At 45.7% G+C, this 19,440-nt stretch carries 17 protein-coding genes; 9 read left to right on the top strand and 8 right to left on the bottom strand.

The window, feature by feature from the left end:
• Positions 1-408: 408 nt before the first annotated feature.
• Positions 409-1,257, bottom strand: a complete 849-nt coding sequence (locus tag QZW47_RS06240; RefSeq protein WP_293125149.1) for a DALR anticodon-binding domain-containing protein — start codon at positions 1,255-1,257, stop codon at positions 409-411.
• A gap of 355 nt (positions 1,258-1,612) precedes the next feature.
• On the opposite strand from QZW47_RS06240, the gene QZW47_RS06235 reads away from it, so the two are divergent.
• The 6 genes from QZW47_RS06235 to QZW47_RS06210 all read left to right on the top strand — a co-directional run bounded on the left by QZW47_RS06235 (position 1,613) and on the right by QZW47_RS06210 (position 6,785).
• Positions 1,613-2,449 carry a Crp/Fnr family transcriptional regulator gene (locus QZW47_RS06235; protein WP_293125147.1) on the top strand — a complete coding sequence of 279 codons (837 nt, stop codon included), beginning with the start codon at positions 1,613-1,615 and terminating at the stop codon, positions 2,447-2,449.
• A gap of 59 nt (positions 2,450-2,508) precedes the next feature.
• Positions 2,509-2,775, top strand: a complete 267-nt coding sequence (locus QZW47_RS06230; protein WP_293125145.1) for a hypothetical protein — start codon at positions 2,509-2,511, stop codon at positions 2,773-2,775.
• A gap of 32 nt (positions 2,776-2,807) precedes the next feature.
• Positions 2,808-3,476 carry an HAD-IB family phosphatase gene (locus QZW47_RS06225; protein WP_293125139.1) on the top strand — a complete coding sequence of 223 codons (669 nt, stop codon included), beginning with the start codon at positions 2,808-2,810 and terminating at the stop codon, positions 3,474-3,476.
• A gap of 142 nt (positions 3,477-3,618) precedes the next feature.
• Complete coding sequence (gene mtnB / locus QZW47_RS06220) at positions 3,619-4,248, top strand: methylthioribulose 1-phosphate dehydratase (RefSeq protein ID WP_293125132.1); 630 nt, start codon at positions 3,619-3,621, stop codon at positions 4,246-4,248.
• A gap of 248 nt (positions 4,249-4,496) precedes the next feature.
• Positions 4,497-5,531: a patatin-like phospholipase family protein gene (locus QZW47_RS06215; RefSeq protein ID WP_293125127.1), complete on the top strand. Its 1,035-nt coding sequence runs from the start codon at positions 4,497-4,499 to the stop codon at positions 5,529-5,531.
• Between the two features lie 444 nt (positions 5,532-5,975).
• Positions 5,976-6,785, top strand: a complete 810-nt coding sequence (locus tag QZW47_RS06210) for an MlaE family lipid ABC transporter permease subunit (RefSeq protein ID WP_293125125.1) — start codon at positions 5,976-5,978, stop codon at positions 6,783-6,785.
• Between the two features lie 387 nt (positions 6,786-7,172).
• Here QZW47_RS06210 and QZW47_RS06205 read toward each other — a convergent pair whose 3' ends face one another.
• Complete coding sequence (locus QZW47_RS06205; RefSeq protein ID WP_293125121.1) at positions 7,173-8,636, bottom strand: SGNH/GDSL hydrolase family protein; 1,464 nt, start codon at positions 8,634-8,636, stop codon at positions 7,173-7,175.
• A gap of 383 nt (positions 8,637-9,019) precedes the next feature.
• Between QZW47_RS06205 and QZW47_RS06200 the strand changes: the two genes are divergently transcribed.
• Entirely contained in the window at positions 9,020-9,364 is a 345-nt protein-coding gene (locus QZW47_RS06200) for a Dethiobiotin synthetase (protein ID WP_293125119.1), read from the top strand.
• 47 nt (positions 9,365-9,411) lie between these two features.
• On the opposite strand, the gene QZW47_RS06195 is transcribed toward QZW47_RS06200, so the two are convergent.
• The 3 genes from QZW47_RS06195 to QZW47_RS06185 all read right to left on the bottom strand — a co-directional run bounded on the left by QZW47_RS06195 (position 9,412) and on the right by QZW47_RS06185 (position 10,907).
• Positions 9,412-9,609 (bottom strand): hypothetical protein, encoded by a 198-nt coding sequence (locus QZW47_RS06195; protein ID WP_293125117.1) that lies wholly within the window; start codon positions 9,607-9,609, stop codon positions 9,412-9,414.
• A gap of 258 nt (positions 9,610-9,867) precedes the next feature.
• Positions 9,868-10,104, bottom strand: coding sequence for a hypothetical protein (locus QZW47_RS06190; protein ID WP_293125115.1), 237 nt, complete (start codon positions 10,102-10,104; stop codon positions 9,868-9,870).
• A 98-nt stretch (positions 10,105-10,202) separates the two neighbouring features.
• Positions 10,203-10,907: a glycoside hydrolase family protein gene (locus QZW47_RS06185; protein WP_293125618.1), complete on the bottom strand. Its 705-nt coding sequence runs from the start codon at positions 10,905-10,907 to the stop codon at positions 10,203-10,205.
• Positions 10,908-11,962: 1,055 nt separating this feature from the next.
• Between QZW47_RS06185 and QZW47_RS06180 the strand changes: the two genes are divergently transcribed.
• Positions 11,963-12,319 carry a hypothetical protein gene (locus QZW47_RS06180; protein WP_293125113.1) on the top strand — a complete coding sequence of 119 codons (357 nt, stop codon included), beginning with the start codon at positions 11,963-11,965 and terminating at the stop codon, positions 12,317-12,319.
• A gap of 116 nt (positions 12,320-12,435) precedes the next feature.
• Here QZW47_RS06180 and QZW47_RS06175 read toward each other — a convergent pair whose 3' ends face one another.
• Complete coding sequence (locus tag QZW47_RS06175; protein ID WP_293125111.1) at positions 12,436-13,095, bottom strand: NAD(P)H-binding protein; 660 nt, start codon at positions 13,093-13,095, stop codon at positions 12,436-12,438.
• A gap of 121 nt (positions 13,096-13,216) precedes the next feature.
• Between QZW47_RS06175 and QZW47_RS06170 the strand changes: the two genes are divergently transcribed.
• Positions 13,217-13,930, top strand: coding sequence for a DUF1997 domain-containing protein (locus QZW47_RS06170; protein WP_293125109.1), 714 nt, complete (start codon positions 13,217-13,219; stop codon positions 13,928-13,930).
• 859 nt (positions 13,931-14,789) lie between these two features.
• Here the strand turns inward: QZW47_RS06170 and QZW47_RS06165 are convergent.
• Positions 14,790-17,765 (bottom strand): O-antigen ligase family protein, encoded by a 2,976-nt coding sequence (locus QZW47_RS06165; RefSeq protein ID WP_293125107.1) that lies wholly within the window; start codon positions 17,763-17,765, stop codon positions 14,790-14,792.
• Positions 17,765-18,883: a hypothetical protein gene (locus QZW47_RS06160; protein ID WP_293125105.1), complete on the bottom strand. Its 1,119-nt coding sequence runs from the start codon at positions 18,881-18,883 to the stop codon at positions 17,765-17,767. The genes QZW47_RS06165 and QZW47_RS06160 overlap by 1 nt, the downstream gene beginning before the upstream one ends.
• Positions 18,884-19,440: the final 557 nt, after the last annotated feature.

The following is a 19,440-nucleotide window of genomic DNA, read 5'->3' as shown; positions in this document are numbered from 1 at the left end:
GCCCAAGGAGTGTCAACTTAAGGCTGAAAGCCTTGGTCTCTCTCGCTTTTACCTAAGTCTAGATCCCCCTAAATCCCCCTTAAGAAGGGGGACTTTGATCGGACTATTGTCCCCCCCTTCTTAAGGGGGGCGCCGGGGGGATCTGATCCTAATAGTCAAACAACAGTCTCTGACTGGGTTTGACCTTAAGTTGACACTCCTTGGGCACTGCCGTGTCCCTACCTTTGCTTACACAAGTTTGTGGGATGGGCGGGAGAGCCCGCCCTTTTTGGACGGGCTCTCCCGCCCATCCCACAATAACAATAAAAATTGTAAGTTATTTAATTCGCGATCCTAAGTAAAAGATTCTTACTTCTATCCTTGACATCCGTTACATCCCGTACATTGCTCGTTGCTAATCTTCCTTATTCAAAGTTCTATAGGAGCAATCGCGTTTAATAATTCTTCTAGGATAAACCGCAGCAAGGATTGAGTTGCTAATACTAAACCCAGTCGGGATTGGGCGAGTTTTGGTGTTTCTGTTTTAACTTCTCCCCAAATCCGACATTGACTGTAAAAAGTCTGAAATGCTTGACTCAAAGTATTAGCTAATTTTAAATGATCGATTGGTTTTTCGCGGTTTTCTGCTTCCCAAATAGGAGATAAATTGTCTAGCACTGTTAATAGTTGCGAAATTAAATTGCATTCGGCTCGATCGATTAACCGCACTACACCCCCGTCAATCCAGGGGATAGGATTTGGGGCCGCCAGCGACCAAATTTGCGGTGCTGTGGTGACATCGGGGTTGGCGATCGAAATTAGCCGATCGCGGTGGGCCATTCGCAGCAGGGAACAGCAGCGCGCGTGGCTGTACTGAATCGGAAACAGTCGATCGGCAGACACAACAGCAGATAAGATGCGATATTCTGGTACAGGGAGGGCAATTTGAGCTAAACGCTGCAACCACAGGGCTAAACCGGCATCAGTCAACTCCAGCTCAATCGTGCCCGCAGATAGGGCTTTAACGGTGAAATCCGGCCAGCACAGCGGTTGGAGAGTTTCGACCAACTGTGCTGCGATCGCCTGCGGTGTCTGCTGCCAATTTTTAGCCAATTTCAGGGCGATCGCCGACACGTACACCACCCGCACGCTATTTTTACCCCGATTTAACGGAATTTCGCCGATCGTCCCTCCCCGGGCGATCGCGCCTTGGAACTTTGCCAGCAAGAAACGTTTCACTGTAACTTCCGGGCACTGAAAGACATTTAGTGTATCCATATTGGCTCATTTTGCGGTAAAAGTGACTGAAGAGTGTTACCGCTAGCGCTATAGTTGTACGTTAAACTGCTGATATCAGAGATGGTCGATCGGCTTCTGGGGGGTGGGCTACATCGAAGCAATCAGCTTTATAGCCATTTTTCGGCAAAATATACAATAATTTACGATGAGTGTTTGCTGAATTATACTATTTTGATGTATTTTTTGCTACATTGAATTTTTCGGTAAAAATCAGAAGAGTCAGCACAGTTCAGAAGTGTGCAAGCTCGATCGGGGGTTGGTTGTCTCACATTGTATGCCTAAGCTGGAAAAAGCTGTTTTTCTCACTAACTAAATATATCCCAGAGCCTCACTTATGCAATCAACACTTTCCACTCCTGTAGAGACGATCGATCGACCCTTTATCACCTGGCAACGAATTATCGACTGGGCCCAGGAACACTACCGCTGCCGGACTTTTAGCAAAGACGAGAAGATTCCCGCCAGACCCGGACTGCTGTATTTAGTCCAGAAAGGTTCTGTGCGGCTCGTAGGTAGCGCTCAAGTCAGCGCCACAGCGAAGCCGGGGTTAAAATCCGCTCCCAAAACCACAGAAGAAGCTTTTTTGGGCTTCGTCGGCGCGGGTCAGCCCTTTGAACTGGTGGCTCAGTCTCCGTTTACCCTCCAGGCTTTCGCTCACGCCGATCAAACTCACGTAGTGTGGATGTATTGGCACGATTTGGATAATTGGCCTCACTTCCGCAGGGAAATATTGGATGCGTTTCGCTACCAACACCAGCGGAAACTTCTGTGGCTGAGCACTTTGGGACAGCGCCGGACGATCGACCGACTGCTGGGTTTTCTCACTTTGTTGATCGAAGAATTTGGGGAACCTTACGTAAGTGAGGCAGAACCGGATCTGGTTCGGGGCTACAGGCTGCCTTGGGCTTTGACTCACGCTCAAATTGGCAGCGCTATCGGTTCGACGCGGGTGACGGTGACGCGGCTGATGGGTAAGTTGCGATCGAAAGGTTTGATTAATACTGAGGATGACAATTTAATCTGTTTGCCTGCTAAGGCTACTCCCCAAAAGACCAAAAATCAAAAGCAGGATGTAGAAGCATTCCTCGGAGACGATCTCGGAGACGATCTCGATGACGATCTCGGAGACGATCTTGATGACGATCTCGACGACGATCTCGAAGATTCTTGACCGAATCCTCCGGGCTATTGCCAACAAACAGCGGGTAGCTATTATATATAGCAATTCCTGTGAAGGTCAGAAAGTTATTAATTCTTGAAACCCTTTCGGAAGACGACAGTTTTCTTATTCCTTCTTCCTGCGGTCAACAGTCAACAGTCAACAGTCAACAGTCAACAGTCAACAGTCAACAATCAACAATCAACAATCAACAGTCAACAGTCAACAGTCAACAGTCAACAGTCAACAGTCAACAGTCAACAGTCAACAGTCAACAGTCAACAGTCAACAGTCAACAGTCAACAGTCAACTATTCGGTGTACGATGAATTGGTATAAACTTTTCCCGTTCTCGAAAGGTACGACTGACAATGACCGATGACCAGCCAAAATCTCCCATCCCGAACCATCAGAAACGGGTGGTATTCTGCGACTTTGACGGCACAATAACGGTTGAGGAAACTTTTGTAGCAATGCTGAAGCGTTTCGCACCGGAATTGTCGTCTCAACTGATGCCGGAAATGTACGCCAGAAGGCTAAGCTTGCGATCGGGTGTGCGGCAGTTACTAGAGTCTATTCCCTCGGAATGTTACGAGGAAATTAGGGAATTTTCTAGGGGAAAGCTGATGCGGCCGGGATTGGTGGAATTGCTGGATTTTTTGGACGATAAAAGGGTGCATTTTGCGATCGTTTCCGGTGGGCTGCGGATTATGGTAGAGGCAGTGATGGGTGATTTGGTACACCGGGCGATCGCAATTTATGCTGTGGATGTGGATGCTAGTGGCCCTCGCTTGCAAGTCAATTCTGAGTTTGAAGGAGATTCAGAATTGGTGTCTAAGGTGCGGGTGATGCGCCTGCATCCGGCGGGGGAACAGGTGGCGATCGGAGATTCGCTGACGGATTTTAATATGGCTTTGCAGGCTTCGTCGGTGTTTGCGCGCGATCGACTGGCTGAGTATCTCGACGAACAGCAAAAGCCTTACACTAAATGGGATAATTTTTTTGACGTGTTGGAACATTTGTCCCAGAAATGGAATTAACATTCAACTAGGAATTGTACAAAAATCGCACTCTACGCGATATATATTGCTAAGGTGCGCCATTGATACCCTACGTTTAGATAGACCAGGATAATTCCTACGAACATCAAAATATAGATCGAAAACTGAGGATTAGCAGAGAATGAGTGGGGATTTGAGATCGGATTTAATTGCAGCAGCCAAACATTTTTACGATCGCGGTTGGATGGCTGGGACTGCTGGCAATCTTTCAGCCCGCTTACCCGATGGCAGTTTTTGGATTACTGCTAGCGGCCGCCAGAAAGGGCAGTTAACTGCTTCAGATTTTATCAGAATGAGTTCCAGCGGTGCGATCGTCGAGCAACCTGTTCCCGAAGCCCGCCCTTCCGCCGAAACCAGCATTCATTTAGCCGTTTATAATTGTTTTCCAGACGCTAAAGCTTGCTACCACGTGCACTCGATCGAGGCAAATTTAGTTTCTCGGCTGACAGCAGCCGATGCAGTGCCTTTACCTGCGATCGAAATGCTCAAAGGTTTAGGCGTGTGGGAGGAAAACCCCCAGGTGGCGATACCCCTATTTGCAAATTATTTAGAAGTGCCTAAAATAGCCAAGGAAATTAGCGAATATTTTGCAGTTTCATCGGCCTCTGTACCAGTTTTATTAATTCGCGATCACGGCATCACCGTCTGGGGCGACTCGCCAGCAGCCGCCTACAATTATGTAGAAATTGTCGAATACATTTTTCGCTACACGCTCGCAGCCAGCCAATTAAATTTAGATTTGAAATGTTAAATTTAATAGCAGTTATCAAAAATATTCGCGGAGGTTTGGGGTAATCGGTAATCACCGAAAAGCTTGCCTCGTTTGGCATCTGATTTCGCGCTTTCTTACCCATTACTCATTACCAGACATACCTCATCTTTTTAACAAAGGCTATAGATTTAACCGTGCATCTATTACTGACCGCGCTTTTAGTTACAGACAGATGTTTTTAGTCGGAACTGTACGCAACAATAAAACATCGATAACAGGGAACAATTATGGCTAAATTTACGAGAATTCTCTCCATAGATGGAGGCGGAATGAGAGGGATTATTCCCGCACAAGTGGGAGTTACCATTGAATCAAAGCTGCAACAGAAAACTGGCAACCCAGATGCGAGAATAGCTGATTATTTTGATTTAATTGCCGGCACAAGTGCGGGAGGGATTTTAACCTGCATCTATTTGTGTCCCGATGCCAAAAATCCCAGCAGACCTCGGTGGACTGCCGAAGACGCGGTTAATTTTTCGATCAATAGTGGCATCGACATTTTTCAGAGTTCATTTTTGAAAAAACTCGAATCTTTAGACGGTTTGATAGATGAGAAATATCCGAGCGATGCGTTAGAAAAATTCTTTTTGGAAACTTTTAAAGATTGCAAACTCAGCCAACTGCTGAAACCTTGTTTAATTACCGCCTACGATGTCGAAAAAAGAAAAGCTCACTTTTTCAATCAAATAGATGCTAAAAAATATCCAGCAGCAAACTATTCGATCAGAGATATTGCCAGAGCCACATCTGCCGCTCCCTCTTACTTTGAACTTCCCAAAATCTACTCTTTGACAAAGGAATCCTACGCTTTAATTGACGGAGGAGTATTCGCAAACAATCCCGCACTTTGTGCATATGCGGAAGTCCGAAATAAATTTAGAATTCCCGACTCTCGCCCCGACAAAGGCCCGACAGCAAAAGACATGGTAATTTTATCGTTGGGGACGGGAGAAGCTCAGAAAAAATTCCCCTATGAAGAAGTGAAAGATTGGGGTAAAGTAGAGTGGGTTCAGCCTTTGATCAGTATCATGATGACAGGAGTTGCTGAAACTGTAAATTATCAAATGCTCCAAATTTTTGATGCAATTGACAAGCCCAATCAATATTTGAGAATTAGTCCAGATTTGAGCAATAAACAACCGCTGCCGCTTGATGGTGCGTCGTTCGAGCAAATATCGACTCTGGTGAGCCTTGGCAAGGAGGAAGCCGAAAAGTATGATGCAGAGTTGGATAAGTTGATCGATTTGTTGTTAGCTGAGTAAGCATCTGATTTTGGATTTTGGATGGCACAATTGGAAAGACTTAATAATCAGCATGATTTGGAGCTTGCACATTGTTATGTTTGTGATGCCAAGTGCTATCAGTCATATTATTTCCGGTTGATTCTCATCAACAAGTACGGTTCGTAGTGCGTCCTGGCGTCCGCTATATTGTTACCTGGTGCTACGTTGACGCCAACAAAAGTAAGGTTAGTAGTGCGGTTAATCTGGATGCGACATAATATATAAAATTTCAAATCGTATCCAGATTTGATATACAGAAAAGCAATCTGTACCAGTCTAAAATCTAAAAGCTAAAATCGTAAGTGCTGGCAGAGGTAAAAAATATATATTGACAAATAGTGCAATAATTGCTGTATAATTGGCGGAAATCTCAGTATTGGCAGTGCTTCGCCATGTTTGCAATTAATCGCGAGCCGTCAGTCATTGGTTAAAAAGTACCAAAAGCGCGATCGACATTTTGATGAAACCTTCAATAACAGGTGGTTTCAGCGGTTTTTAGTGACGCTGTTCCTAGGCGGCCAAGTGCTGCTGCGCGTACTTAGCGGCAAAATAGACCGCCGCAAAATCATGGAACATTTAGTAACAGTAGGCTTGGATTCTTTGCGTTCCGTGCTGCTAATAGCTTTTTTTGCAGGCATGATTTTCACGGTTCAATCAGCTAGAGAATTGATTCGGTTTGGGGCGGTTGGGGCGGTGGGAGGTGCTTTTGCTGTGGCGTTTTGCCGCGAGTTAGCACCTGTTTTAACGGCGGGCGTGGTGGCGGGACAAGTAGGTTCGGCTTTTGCCGCGGAGATAGGAGAAATGCAGGTGACTGAACAAATAGACGCCCTGTATATGTTGAGAACAAATCCCGTTGATTATTTAGTAGTGCCGAGGGTGATAGCTTGCTGCGTCATGCTGCCGATTTTAACTATTTTTTCGGTGGCGGTGGGGATTTTGGGCGGGCTGTTTGTGGCGGTTAAATTTTATGAGTTGGAACCGTCGGTATTTTTGGAATCGGTGCGGACTTTTTTGGGGCCTTGGGATTTAGTAACTGTGGCGATTAAGAGTGTAATTTTTGGGTTGATAATTGCGCTTGTTGGTTGCGGTTGGGGCTTGACGACGGCGGGCGGAGGGAAAGGGGTAGGTCAAGCTGCAACGGCTGCGGTTGTGACTTCTTGGGTATTTGTTTTTATCGCGGATTTCTTTTTATCGCTGTTGATGTTTCACGAGTTGGGAATTACGAGAAATTAATAAATTCTTGATAAGACTCGGCGGTTGAAACCGCGTCTACACAAACGAAACCTGCCTCCGCAGGTTGAAGAAATAATTAGATAAATTAAATTCGTAGTAAATATTTTAGTTTTTTTGAAAATTACGAGAAATTGATAAATTCTTGATAAGACTCGGCGGTTGAAACCGCGTCTACACAAACGAAACCTGCCTCCGCAGGTTGAAGAAATAATTAGATAAATTAAATTCGTAGTAAATATTTTAGTTTTTTTGAAAATTACGAGAAATTGATAAATTCTTGATAAGACTCGGCGGTTGAAACCGCGTCTACACAAACGAAACCTGCCTCCGCAGGTTGAAGAAATAATTAGATAAATTAAGTTCGTAATTAGGAATGAAAGTCCTGATTTATGGTGCAGGAATATCAGGAGGGCGATAGACTCGAATTGCTTGAATGGCTACTGTCCCGTTTGTGTCGGGGATGATTTCGAGGATGTGTTTGGAGTTGCTCAAATTCTGAGCCAATGTTGTAGGATACTCGCGGGTACGATCGCCAATTTGTGGCGGAATGTAGGCATCAACAAACATCGGCTTAACTTGCCAAAAAATCTCAAACCCTTTCGGAGTAGGGGTTTTAGAGTATTCGTAGGCATTTTGCAGCCACCAGTTTTTTGGTTCTATCACCACGCGGCCCGAGTTTGAGACAAACATTTTGTCGTTTGTACCGCTGCCGTCGTAACCTGTTTTAGAACCTACCACATCAAATTTAAACTTGGTAGCATCGCTGTTAATCTCAGTGATTGTAGCTTTCCAATCTTCGACGATGAGCGGTTTTTGATTGGATATTTGGATGATTGCGGGCCAACCGACGCCAAGACTGGGGCTGGGTCTGGTGATGCTGTAAAGTTCGGGAAATTCTGAGGGTTTTTTGCCGTCGATCGCAATTTTAGCAGAAATTGCCTTGCCGTTGAAGGTTTTATCGGCGATCGCATCTATCCGATTTCCTTCAAACTCCAAAACCAACTTACCATCTTGCCACTTAACATCGCTACCAACTGTATAGGTTTTGACTAAATCCTGCTGCGCGGTTTGACGCAGATTTGGATTGTATCGCAGGTGCGGTTTAATCAGAGCCGCTAGCAGAAAATTTCCCCAATTGTTGAGATGAATCGAGTCGCTCAATAGCTGCTGTGGCCGCAAGCGATTGTCTTTCAAATATCTGAGCCAAGGTGTGCGAATTTCCGCGATTTCGCAGCCGTATTTATCGGCTAACTCAGGCAACCATTTAGTAGAATGAGTGTTGTGCCATTCGTATCTTTTAACTTGTTCTGGATCGTCGCTGTTCCCTGTAGGCATCCAGTCGATATGGTCTGAATGCAACAGTATTTCGCTAGTAGCGCGGCGGCGGATATTGGCAATTATCGCTTCGTAATCTTCACCGCCTCCGTAGACGTGAAAAATTAGCAAGTCTGGATAAAAAGGATACAAATCGTGTTCGCTGGGACGGATTAAAATCGGGGCTGAAAATCCTCCGATCGCGCGATTTTCGACAATCAAATCTGCCGACGGAAATCGCTGTTTTAAATCTTGCGCGACATCTTGCCACCAATCTTGCTGAGTGATCGATTGACCGTAAAATAGGATGCGTACTTGGTGGCGTTGTGTGGGAGTGCTGGTGGCCAGCAAACCCATCGTCCTTTGAATTCTAGCTCCCAAATTAGCGTTATTTGCAATAGGAGCGGGCGGGGGAAATCTCGTTTCGGCGCCGATTGTTTTGATGAATGGAACTAACAGGAAACTCAAGCACAAAAAAAGCAGCCACGAGTAGCGATAAATTTTGATTTTTCTGCTATTTGCCCGCCGCTTTGCCATTGTTTTATTTTTTCGTTGTATAAACTTACTTATAACTCAATAGGGTTTACTTAATGCCGTCTTGGGGGTAAAACACTATGAAAAATAGATACTCTTGTTTGCTTCGTTCCTCGCAATGACAATCTTAAGTGAACCGTATTGACTTATAACTACCAAGGTTAGATTTAGGGTGCGCGGCGGCGCACCTTCCGAGAGATGTAGGCCGCGCGGCAACTTACGAGAGCTGTATACTACACAGCTACGGACACCTCACAAGTTGCTTCTGCCGAATGCCTTGTCGATCGCCTTTTTGCCTTCAATATCTGCTATATTACCAAATTTAGCGCGCCAAAAGATGATATAATGCCAGCTAAATTAATTACAGGAGATCGATCGCACGTCCAATGGATTACAAAACAGCCCGCGGTTTTCTGATCGACCAAGGAACAGCCCTCGAAACCAAGAAAAATCCCGACGCCTTCCTGATGCGCCTCAAACAAGGTCAGCCCCCCGTTCCCGGACAGGTGACATCGATTTTATTAGCTTTAAAAATATTGTTTGATGGGCTGCAAGAATCTCCAATGCTCGATCGCCAATTAATCTCGGCACTGCATTTACTCTCAGTAGAAAGTTTGCTGCAATTTGAGGCTGGACTTCGCAGAGGAGTTTCTTGGCCCCCGCTGCTGAAAGAAGACTTAAATCGAATTGCGATCGCCGTCAAGAATATCTTTTCCGGTGTCTGGCAATAGTTTAGTTCAGTCTGATCCCGACGTTTAACAACAGAAATTGTCAAACTCTACTCGCGAAAGCTTTCTAGGGATGCCAAAAGAGCCGGAAGTCCCGCCAGTGTCGCCGACACTAAAGCCTCATCTTTGTAAACTCGCGATCGGACTGTGCGGGTATTTTTAGCAGCCGAGGTTCTAGAGCCTCGCATCTCCCTATTGCTGGTTTCGACTAGCCCTAAATTTCTGGTTTCCCGGTTCAGCCAAAACATAGCAGTATCCTAATTTTATCCGTAGAGTTGCGCCGCCAAATTTCTCGGGGCTTAGTCAATATTTCTATTATTACTCAGATTGGCAAAATATATGAAACCATGAAATAATTATTCATGATAGGCAGGGATCAAGTTAAACTGCATCATAACTTTTATCAAACTGCATAACAACTCTTATTGATTTGTTACAGAGTTTGTTGGTTTTACCCGATCGCCCGCAGCAGCACAGACAACAGCTACATAAGTTATTAGTCATTCCTAAAGTTTTATTTTGCGGACTAAAGTCCGCACTACGAACGTACTTATTTGATTTTTTGGGTTGTTGCGGACTTGAGTCCGCACTACGAACGTACTTATTTGATTTTTTGGGTTGTTGCGGACTAAAGTCCGCACTACGAACGTACTTATTTGATTTTTTGGGTTGTTGCGGACTAAAGTCCGCACTACGAACGTACTTATTTGATTTTTTGGGTTGTTGCGGACTAAAGTCCGCACTACGAACGTACTTATTTTTTGGGTTGTTGCGGACTAAAGTCCGCACTACGAACGTACTTATTTGATTTTTTGGGTTGTTGCGGATTCGATCTAATTTCCTAAGAGCCAGCATTTGCCAATTCTTCTCGCAGCACTTTCTGGTAGACTTTGGGCAAACTAGAACTCATTGAATTGTTCTCAATTCCATATCCCAAACTTGTCCAAGTTCCCGACAACATCCGCAAAACCTCAGTTAATTTTTCCTGGCGCAACATCTCAGGAATATCGGCTTTCCAAAATTTGCGATCGCTCAACCAAGCATAAACCACAGCATCTTGATATTCCGGTTCAAAACTGTAATCTTGCCACAATACAAAATTACCAGGCTGCGGGTGATATCGCTTCGCTTTATCTTTCCAAGTTGAAGTCAAAAATTGATACCTACCCGCTGCTGTGGTACATTTGCCGACATTTGGGCCGTTGACAATTTTCACGCACCAATCAGGATGACGGCTCAAATCTAAGACATATTTGCCGCCGTAAACAACGTGATAAGGCCGAGAAACATTTGACTCGCTAGCAGAAATAGTCCGCATCAAAGCTCGAATGTAAGGATCACCGGTTTTCATCGCCAGCGGTGGCATTTTTCTCACTTCACTCGCCGACTGCGAAAACTGCTGATTTCCGCGCAAATTGGCTACCAAAAAAACAGCGCTACTAATGACAGCGCCGATCGCAATTAGAAATCCTAGGATTTGAATTTCCGATCGCCTCAGCAAACTTTTTTTACGGCGGCGGATTTTCTCGGTTTCAAATGCAGTCATTTCCATTTCGGTGATTTCGGCTAATTTTCTAGCCGCCCGCATCCGGCGCACCCGAAAATCGTGTTGATATAACGGCGCGGCTAATAGCGTTAAACTCGATAAAACCCCCGCCAATTTTACCAGCCAGAAATCGAATTCACCCGCGATCGCCACCTTTGTCAAAGTAGAGATTCCTGCGAGCATTTGCGCTGGATCGATCGATCGCGCGGGCCAATAATAAATCGCCAGTTGCACCAACAGCCCTAGGCTAAAGGCAAAGAAAATCACTACAACAGCATTCAAACCTTCTCGCAAGTGCGATCGCACTCCAGTATGCCGCCGCTTGAACTTCCGCGCCACCCGAAAGCGAGCCGGCAGCATAGCCAGTAAAGGATTGAGGATTTTGACTGCTAAAAAGTGGGCGACAAAGAACAAAGGTAACTGAATCAGCCAAGCCGCCAGCAGTACAGTCAGAAAGCCGAGATCGTCGCTGGCGAAAGGAATGCCCCTGCGAAGGACAAAACTAAAACTCTGAGCAAGAGCAAATGCCCTTAACCACGAAATCGGATAGGGGAACCAAGCTGGCCACTTGAGAGTTTTCATGCTGAGAGAGGGAAATTTCCATGGCGGATTGTCAAACTCTTAAGATTTTGCCAGATTTGGCGATCGAAAAATTGCACTCAGGTACGTACATAGGGCATAGGGCATAGGGCATAGGGCATAGGGCATAGGGCTATGGCATAGGGCTATGGCATAGGGCTATGGCTATGGCATAGGGCTATGGCTATGGCTATGGCATAGGGCTATGGCTATGGCTATCCTCACTTTTTTGAGAACCGCTATAGTTGCGCTTGGGCGCTCTCTAAGGTACGTAGTTGCGCTTGGGCGCTCTCTAATCTCTAAGGTACGTAGTTGCGCTTGGGCGCTCTCTAAGGTACGTAGTTGCGCTTGGGCGCTCTCTAAGGTACGTAGTTGCGCTTGGGCGCTCAGATTGACGCACCCTACGCCTCTTACTTGTGAGTTCTCAAGTATAAAGCTAAGCTTGGAGGATATCTAATGTTGAGGTTGATTGGTCAATGGTTAACAAGTTATTAAGCAAAGTCACGATCGCTGCGGGGCTGTCCCTGTCGCTGTTAGGGGTGACAGCACCTAGTGTTTTCGCTCGGGTGGTGAGAGTTGCCGTGATCAACAACAGCGGCAAGACGATGACAGCCGTCTATATGTCTGCTCCCAGTAAGAATACGTGGGGAGAAAACGAGCTAGGTGGGCCCATTGCCGATCGGGAAAAGGCAGATTTTGAGTGGAATCAAGGTGACTACGAAGGCGTGGATGCGGGCTGTATTTTTGATGTCAGAGCCGAATACTCGGATGGCAAATTCACAGAATTGGATGCTGTTAACCTTTGTAAAGAACCAGCGCTCAACTTCAGGTAGTTCATAATTTAGACAAAAACCGGGTTTTTTTCAAGTTGTAGGGTGCGTCAGCCCAAATTTTTGACTCTAGTCGAATGGTTATTGTCTGACGCACCGAACCCAAGCTACTCATTCAATCAAACCACGCCAGCAAACAACTCCTCAAAACTCTTTTGCGGGGCCTCTGACTTCGCCACAATTTCCACAACCTTGTTACGAGAAGCCGGCTGAAATAGCGCTTCTACGCAGACTTGAGCTACCTTAGTGCGGGGAATGCTGCTTTCAAACAGCGTATCCGCACTCCTCATGACGATCGCATCTGAATTATCCTCATTTTTGAGACCGCCCGGACGGACGATCGTATAAGTTAAACCAGATTTTTGCAAATATTCCTCCGCCTGTTTTTTCCAAACCAAAATCAGCCAAAACAGATTTAGCGGGTGAAAAAACTGAGAAACGCACAGAGAAGTCACCAGCACAAAATGCTCAATTCCCTTAGCCTTAGCTGCCTCCGCCAAATTTTTAGTACCCTCAAAATCTACCTTGTAAGGCGCAGTTGGGTCAAAACCTGGGGCCGCCCCCGTCGCACAGAGCAACACCGTACTGTCGCCTATGGCATCGCCCAGAGAAGTCGCATTTAATACATCTCCAGTAACTAACTCTGCCTCCGGTGGTAAAATTTGCCTAGCCGTCTCTAGATTTCGGACTAGGGCGCGCACGGGAATGCCCCGCTTAACTAATTCTGTGACAATTCGGCGGCCAGTTTGACCTGTGGCTCCTGCTACAAATGCTTTCATAAGTCGAGTTATGCTGGTCTAGGGTAAGTTTTGTTACTATCTATTTCTCAATTGTAGGGAGTTTCCTCCCTTACCACATTCCCAAGTCGATCGATTGGCGTGTATTACAGGAGAGCATACGATGAGGCAGGATTCCGCTGAATATCAAACTGTTGAAGCTTCTGACGAAAATTGTTACCCAGATCCGAGTTTCAGAAACCCCCAAAGTGGAGGTGCGGATGCAGCAGAGGAAGCTGAACCGATTTGGTTTCACACCCATTTTGAAGACAGCATGGAGATGTACGCGGATGCTGCTACAGTGGCGCAGCATTTGAACAACCACAAGAATTGGTTTTGTCAGTGCGCTTTGCCGATGAAGGCTGAGCCGATCGGCGAAAACGGCTATGATCTGTTAATCGGGCGTTTTGGGGCCTTCGGCTACCGAGTTGAAGCGAGAATCGGTTTAGAGTTGCTCCCACCTGACGCTGAAGGCCGCTATTTGATTAAGACTATTCCGGTTCCCAATTATACAGCGCCGGGATATGAAGTGGATTTTCGATCGGCAATGAAGCTAGTAGAGATACCATCTGACGAGTTTGCCGCCGATTGGCCCGCCTCGCAACGTGCCCAGCTACCGCCTGCGATTACCAGTGCGACGTGGAAACTGGATTTAGCCGTGGGGGTGTGCTTTCCTAAGTTTATTCGATCGATGTCTCAACCTCTAATTGAAAAAACCGGCGATGCGCTTTTGGAAAAAATTATCAAACAAGTCAACCGCCGCTTGACGTATAAAACTCAGCTTGTTTTCCATGAAAGTTTAGGAATTCCTTTTCCCAAAAATCCTAAGAAACACTAACAAGAAGACTGGGCGGTTTTAACCGCGTCTATAGAACCCATTTGAGATCTATTCTGCGTAAATCTCAGAAACCGGGTTTCTCTCGGTATTTCTCGTGACCAACCCAAAAACTCGTAGAAACCCGGTTTCTTGCCCCGGGCGTAAATCTCAGAAACCGGGTTAATCTCGGTATTTCTCGTCACCCAACCCAAAAACTCAAAGATGTCAAATGGGTTCTATACAAACACTCACGCGCCTCCGCGGGCTGAAGAAGGGATTGTGAAGATTATATTATGCTCTTGAGTCTGCGGAGGCAGACTTCGTTTTTGTAGGCGCGGTTTCAACCGCCGTCTTCTTTTTTGTAGGCGCGGTTTGAACCGCCGTCTTCTTTTTTGTAGGCTAAGTGAACCCTATTAGATTATTTATATTATGCTCTTGAGTCTGCGGAGGCAGACTTCGTTTTTGTAGGCGCGGTTTGAACCGCCGTCTTCGTTTTTGTAGGCGCGGTTTGAACCGCCGTCTTCTTTTTTGTAGGCTAAGTGAACCCTATTAGATTATTTATATTATGCTCTTGAGTCTGCGGAGGCAGACTTCGTTTTTGTAGGCGCGGTTTGAACCGCCGTCTTCGTTTTTGTAGGCGCGGTTTGAACCGCCGTCTTCTTTTTTGTAGGCTAAGTGAACCCTATTAGATTATTTATATTATGCTCTTGAGTCTGCGGAGGCAGACTTCGTTTTTGTAGGCGCGGTTTGAACCGCCGTCTTCGTTTTTGTAGGCGCGGTTTGAACCGCCGTCTTCTTTTTTGTAAACCTGGTTTCAACCGCCGTCTTCTTTTTTATAAACCTGGTTTCAACCGCCGTCTTCGTTTTTGTAAACCTGGTTTCAACCGCCGTCTATGTTTCTGCGCCGCCAGCAAGGCAAACTTCCAAACCCCTGATTTTCACTAACCGCAACGTGACAAGAAAATTTAATCGAACCAACATTAAAACCGCTGTTACTTCTAATCGCATTTCCCCTTCCTCCCTGACTCGCGACTGCTAACATACTCCCTTTAATCGTATTATTTTCTACAATTACATTCTGCATCCCATAATTTTTTTGCTCAGTATCCGCCTTCACATAAATTAAAGGCCAATCGCCCTTAACATTCGACAACAACTTATTCCCAAAAATCCTCACATCTCGAATCCGAGGAACTTCAACAATCCCAATGTAAGAATTGCCAGAATTACCTACAATATTCGCCTGCTGAACCGAAGTTCCGCCGCAGCAAGCATGAATCACAATTCCCCCTCCATCATTGCTGAGAAACTTTGAATTTTTCAGTCGATGTCTGTACACTTGAAAATCATTATCTTGGATTAAAACATTCCAGCCAGCCCATTCGATCGCCCGACTGTTAAAACTCGTCTCTTTTCCAGCGACTCGCGCGCCTGTCTCATCCGTCCACCAGCGCTTGCGAGCATCATCTCTAATCGCATTATTTTTGACAACCAAGCCATTGCCCGACGCTCGGATTCCCGCCCTCATCGTATGATAAACCCAATTATCGCGAATCGCAATCCCTTTGCGAAACAAACCCGGCTCAGCCTTTGGTTCCGCCGCCGGCACAAAACTTTCTTCAGATTTGCCAGCCTTGGAACGGTTGACTAAAATACCGAAATGGTTGCTGTAGTCGAATCTAACATCATATTGGGCGATCGCGCCAGACTCGCCAGATTTTACTTGATATTCAGGTTGTTGGTAATTATCTGTGATACTATCGTTAAGCCGATTGTTGGCAATTAACACATTAGCCAAAGCATTAATTTTGATATTAGCGACATAGGGATTGGCATATCGCTGCCACGCTGCTTGAAAATTCAGGTTTGGGACTGAGGGGCTGGGTTCGGCAACGTTATTGCTGCGGAGGCCGTAAACCACAATATTGCTATTTTGACTGTAGTCGAGGTTGCTGAGCAAGTAAATTGGCGATCGGTTAATATCTAGATTGACAACACCGATATTGCTATCAGTATTAGGATTTTCAGTAAAGATTCTTTTAAAAGCCGTGCTGTTGAGAGTTCCCTTCCCTGAAAGTTGCGGTTTGTATTTAGGAAACACAAATTTTGTCCGAGGATTGTACAAACTTTGTTTGGCGTCATTTGCTAGCGGAGTTTCCCCTCGAATGACTACTCCCGACTTCAAATAGATACTGTCTGCAAAGTCATAAGTCCCCGCTGGAAAATAGATAACTCCGCCACCGTTAGCAGCAGCAATATCTCTGACAAAGTTAAACTTGTCAATCAGAGTGCCACCTTGAAAATCTTGGATATTGTATACGCAACTCCATTTAATTTCCGATGTCCAAGGATAAGATTTTTTGCCGTATCGAGAATCTATGGGATTATCCGTCGGCCCGCCGCTGGAACTTCCGCAGCCTAACAGTTGTCCGGGAAATAGCGATGATTTTGCTTTGACAATAAAGTTGTTAATGTTATTGAAATTACCTACATAAAAACTTCCGATCAACGATATAATAAATAAACTCAAAAATATATAAACCTGAACTTGATTTGAAATCAATCTTCTTTTCTCGTTATCTTGAGAATAAGGATATCTAACTGTGGCGAAACTGAGCGTCCACCAGGCAATATGTGCGTATTGAGCACCATCGAACCAAGTCACAGCAAAAACCAGATAAGCAATAGCAATGGCTGCAATCCCGCGAATGGAAGATTGCAGCGCCAAAGAGAAATAATATCCCCAAAGTGCGATCGCAGCAATCAGCCCCAAAATCCCAACTGATACCGTTGTATCCAAAATCCAATTGTGAGCTTTATAAGTAGGAATTTCTCTGGTGCTAATTTCACCTTTTATGTTAATATAGTCGTAGGTAAACTCGTTCAAGTTGACAACTCTCGGAGTTACTTGAGGATTCCTGATATAGGGATAGGCAATCCCTAAGCCGTCAAATCCCCATCCAAATAACGGGCGTTTTTTGATACCTCTGGCTGCGAGTTCCCACATAGGCGATCGGCTGGACATGACTTGTTCGATGCTCGGTTTTTCCCAGTTAAGGGGTCTGTTGAGAGTCATAATGCCCACAGCGAGGGCGCCCAGGAGAGCTATGGCGGTGATAATTTTGTAATAAGGTCGTCCCAACAAATAAGCACAGGCAACAATCAAAGCTACAATTGCACTGCGAGTAGAAGTTAGTAGCAGTGCCGGAACAGTTAAAATCAAAGTAATAGCAGTTAATGTAGTATTCGTAAATCTCCAAAACCAACCGACAATCGCAGTAATTGCCGTCAACGCTAAAACTATAGCTGCGTGGCCGCGGTGAGAGTACAATCCTATTGGTTGTTGTCCTTGAAAAATACTGCTAGCTAAAACATCGCCCCTAATTAGTTTGCCCATTGTAGCGGTGTAGTCGATGCGCCAGTCCATGATTTGGGGAAAGATACTGATGGCGAGAATAATACCACCAATTAGCAATCCTTGGAATTGTGAATTGATCAGTTGCGGGCGTGCGATTAAGAGCAAACTGTTGCTGAGAGTAAAGGCAGCGATTAACAGCCAGTAGAGCCAACCGTCGCCCATTTGGTCTTGACCGAGAAAAGAGGTTAAAGGGAAGGGACTGTGCAGGGTAGAGATGGCTCCTATGGAGAGAAATATCGTCCAAAGTATCAGGCTATTTTTCCAGTTTTGGGGAATTGCGATCGATGTTTTTTGCGATAATAAAAGCGCGATGTTGAGGGAAATTATGAGCCAAATAATCAATACTTTGGGCGATGTCCAGATGAGCCCCCGCGTAGTTCCCCAGGGGTTGATGAGGATGATGCTGAGGGCGTACAGGATGGTGTAAAGGGTTTTCATTACTCTTTGGTTTTCCTGTTTTTGAGCTTTTTGAGTAAACCTAATCCACCGAGTGCTAAGAAAGCACCTAATCCGGTGGTGGGTTCGGGAACGGCTTCGGCGGGGAGGGCATCGTCGTTAGGGTTTGTAGTTTTGGATGCTAGGGAGTTGTTATCCTCTGAGGCTAGTTCTGGGTCTTCAAGTAGGTCGCCGCTGATGCTTGCTAAATCAAGTTCATTTTCGTTACTGTCTGTTGATGATAATTCTGGGTCTTCAAGTAAGTCGCCACTGATGCTGGCTAAATCAAGTTCATTTTCGTTGTTGTCTGTTGATGATAATTCTGGGTCTTCAAGTAAGTCGCCGCTGATATTTGCTAAATCAACTTGGTTTTCGTTGTTGTCTGTTGATGATAGTTCTGAATCAAGGAGTAGATTGCTGCTGATGTCAGTTAAATCTACCTTCTTTTCGCTGCTAGGAGTTGATGATAGTTCTGGATTTTTTAGCAGTTCCCCACTGATGCTAGCTACGTTTACATCTTCAGAGTTGCTAGGAGTTGATGATAGTTCTGGACTGACAAGTAAATCGCGGCTGACGCTTGCTACGTCCACGTAATCGGTGGCGTAGTTATTGTTACCTTGGTTAGCACTTTCAAAAAGTGGCTTCTGGGGTAAGGTAAGGGCATTAGCGCTTCTGAGAGAAGAAGCGGGAACCGCCCGAATCGGACGACCGCCACCACTGGGACTCGGTGCTGGACGCGGGCTGGGGGCTGGACGAGGGCTTGGTGCTGGACGCGGGCTTGGTGCTGGACGCGGACTGGGGGCTGGACGCGGGCTGGGGGCTGGACGCGGGCTGGGGGCTGGACGAGGGCTTGGTGCTGGACGAGGGCTTGGTGCTGGACGCGGACTGGGGATGGGAGTAGGCGATGGTCTTGGTGTTGGTGATGGTGACGGCGATGGTGTGACACAACCTATCCCGCCACCACCGCTGCTACTGCTGGCGATAATCACGCTACCGCTGTTATTAAAGAAACCTGGTGGTGGTGGACAAATTTCCTGGGGAACTGGAACTGGAGTCGGAGTTGGCTTTGGAACAGGAGCAGGGATGGGAACAGGATTTTTATCAGGAAAATACTCGTACACCCAACCCCATTTGACTCCGTTATAAATCGTGACTTCTTGTTGATTCTTTGGATTCGCTTGAGCTAGGTAAAGTTCCGCAGTCCAGAAATAATTTCGATTTAAATTTGTGATTTCATAGGGGCGAAAGGGGCGATCTTCAAATAAACCATTTGGCTTCAGAGGATTGCCTGAACCATAGTATGGAGAGAGACTATTTCTCCCCTCATTCTGCCCCCGAAGAGGAATGTTGTCAATATAGCTTATCGTAGCACCGACTGGTCCAATTTTCTCACTTCCTGGGTAGTTAGTAGTAACGCGCTGAATCCAATAAAGTAAATTTTAGCTATTTTTAGGGTCAGGATTAGGCTGTCTTTTGCTTGTACCGGGACGGTAAATCAAACTAAGTGCAGAGCCAATTCCCCCCTGACTTGGGGTTAATTTAGTACCCTGACCGCAATTAGTCTTAATACCGCATGGGTACTGAAGCTTGACATTAAAACTCCCTTTTAAATTCTGTCCTTTCTTAAAAGTCCAACCTTCTTCTCCGTAAACTATTCTTAAGTTTTCTAGGAATCTGT

It is taken from the genome of Microcoleus sp. bin38.metabat.b11b12b14.051 (assembly GCF_013299165.1).
In the GTDB taxonomy this organism is placed as follows: domain Bacteria; phylum Cyanobacteriota; class Cyanobacteriia; order Cyanobacteriales; family Microcoleaceae; genus Microcoleus.
Note: the sequence above shows the minus strand (reverse complement) of the source record. Positions and strands in the feature narration are given on the sequence as shown.

Excerpts from the sequence above, each read along its gene's own strand:
- QZW47_RS06240 (WP_293125149.1), bottom strand. The coding sequence starts at position 1,257 with ATGGATACACTAAATGTCTTTCAGTGCCCGGAAGTTACAGTGAAACGT.
- QZW47_RS06235 (WP_293125147.1), top strand. The coding sequence starts at position 1,613 with ATGCAATCAACACTTTCCACTCCTGTAGAGACGATCGATCGACCCTTT.
- QZW47_RS06225 (WP_293125139.1), top strand. The coding sequence starts at position 2,808 with ATGACCGATGACCAGCCAAAATCTCCCATCCCGAACCATCAGAAACGG.
- mtnB (WP_293125132.1), top strand. The coding sequence starts at position 3,619 with ATGAGTGGGGATTTGAGATCGGATTTAATTGCAGCAGCCAAACATTTT.
- QZW47_RS06215 (WP_293125127.1), top strand. The coding sequence starts at position 4,497 with ATGGCTAAATTTACGAGAATTCTCTCCATAGATGGAGGCGGAATGAGA.
- QZW47_RS06205 (WP_293125121.1), bottom strand. The coding sequence starts at position 8,636 with ATGGCAAAGCGGCGGGCAAATAGCAGAAAAATCAAAATTTATCGCTAC.
- QZW47_RS06200 (WP_293125119.1), top strand. The coding sequence starts at position 9,020 with ATGGATTACAAAACAGCCCGCGGTTTTCTGATCGACCAAGGAACAGCC.
- QZW47_RS06195 (WP_293125117.1), bottom strand. The coding sequence starts at position 9,609 with ATGTTTTGGCTGAACCGGGAAACCAGAAATTTAGGGCTAGTCGAAACC.
- QZW47_RS06185 (WP_293125618.1), bottom strand. The coding sequence starts at position 10,907 with ATGACTGCATTTGAAACCGAGAAAATCCGCCGCCGTAAAAAAAGTTTG.
- QZW47_RS06180 (WP_293125113.1), top strand. The coding sequence starts at position 11,963 with ATGGTTAACAAGTTATTAAGCAAAGTCACGATCGCTGCGGGGCTGTCC.
- QZW47_RS06175 (WP_293125111.1), bottom strand. The coding sequence starts at position 13,095 with ATGAAAGCATTTGTAGCAGGAGCCACAGGTCAAACTGGCCGCCGAATT.
- QZW47_RS06170 (WP_293125109.1), top strand. The coding sequence starts at position 13,217 with ATGAGGCAGGATTCCGCTGAATATCAAACTGTTGAAGCTTCTGACGAA.
- QZW47_RS06165 (WP_293125107.1), bottom strand. The coding sequence starts at position 17,765 with ATGAAAACCCTTTACACCATCCTGTACGCCCTCAGCATCATCCTCATC.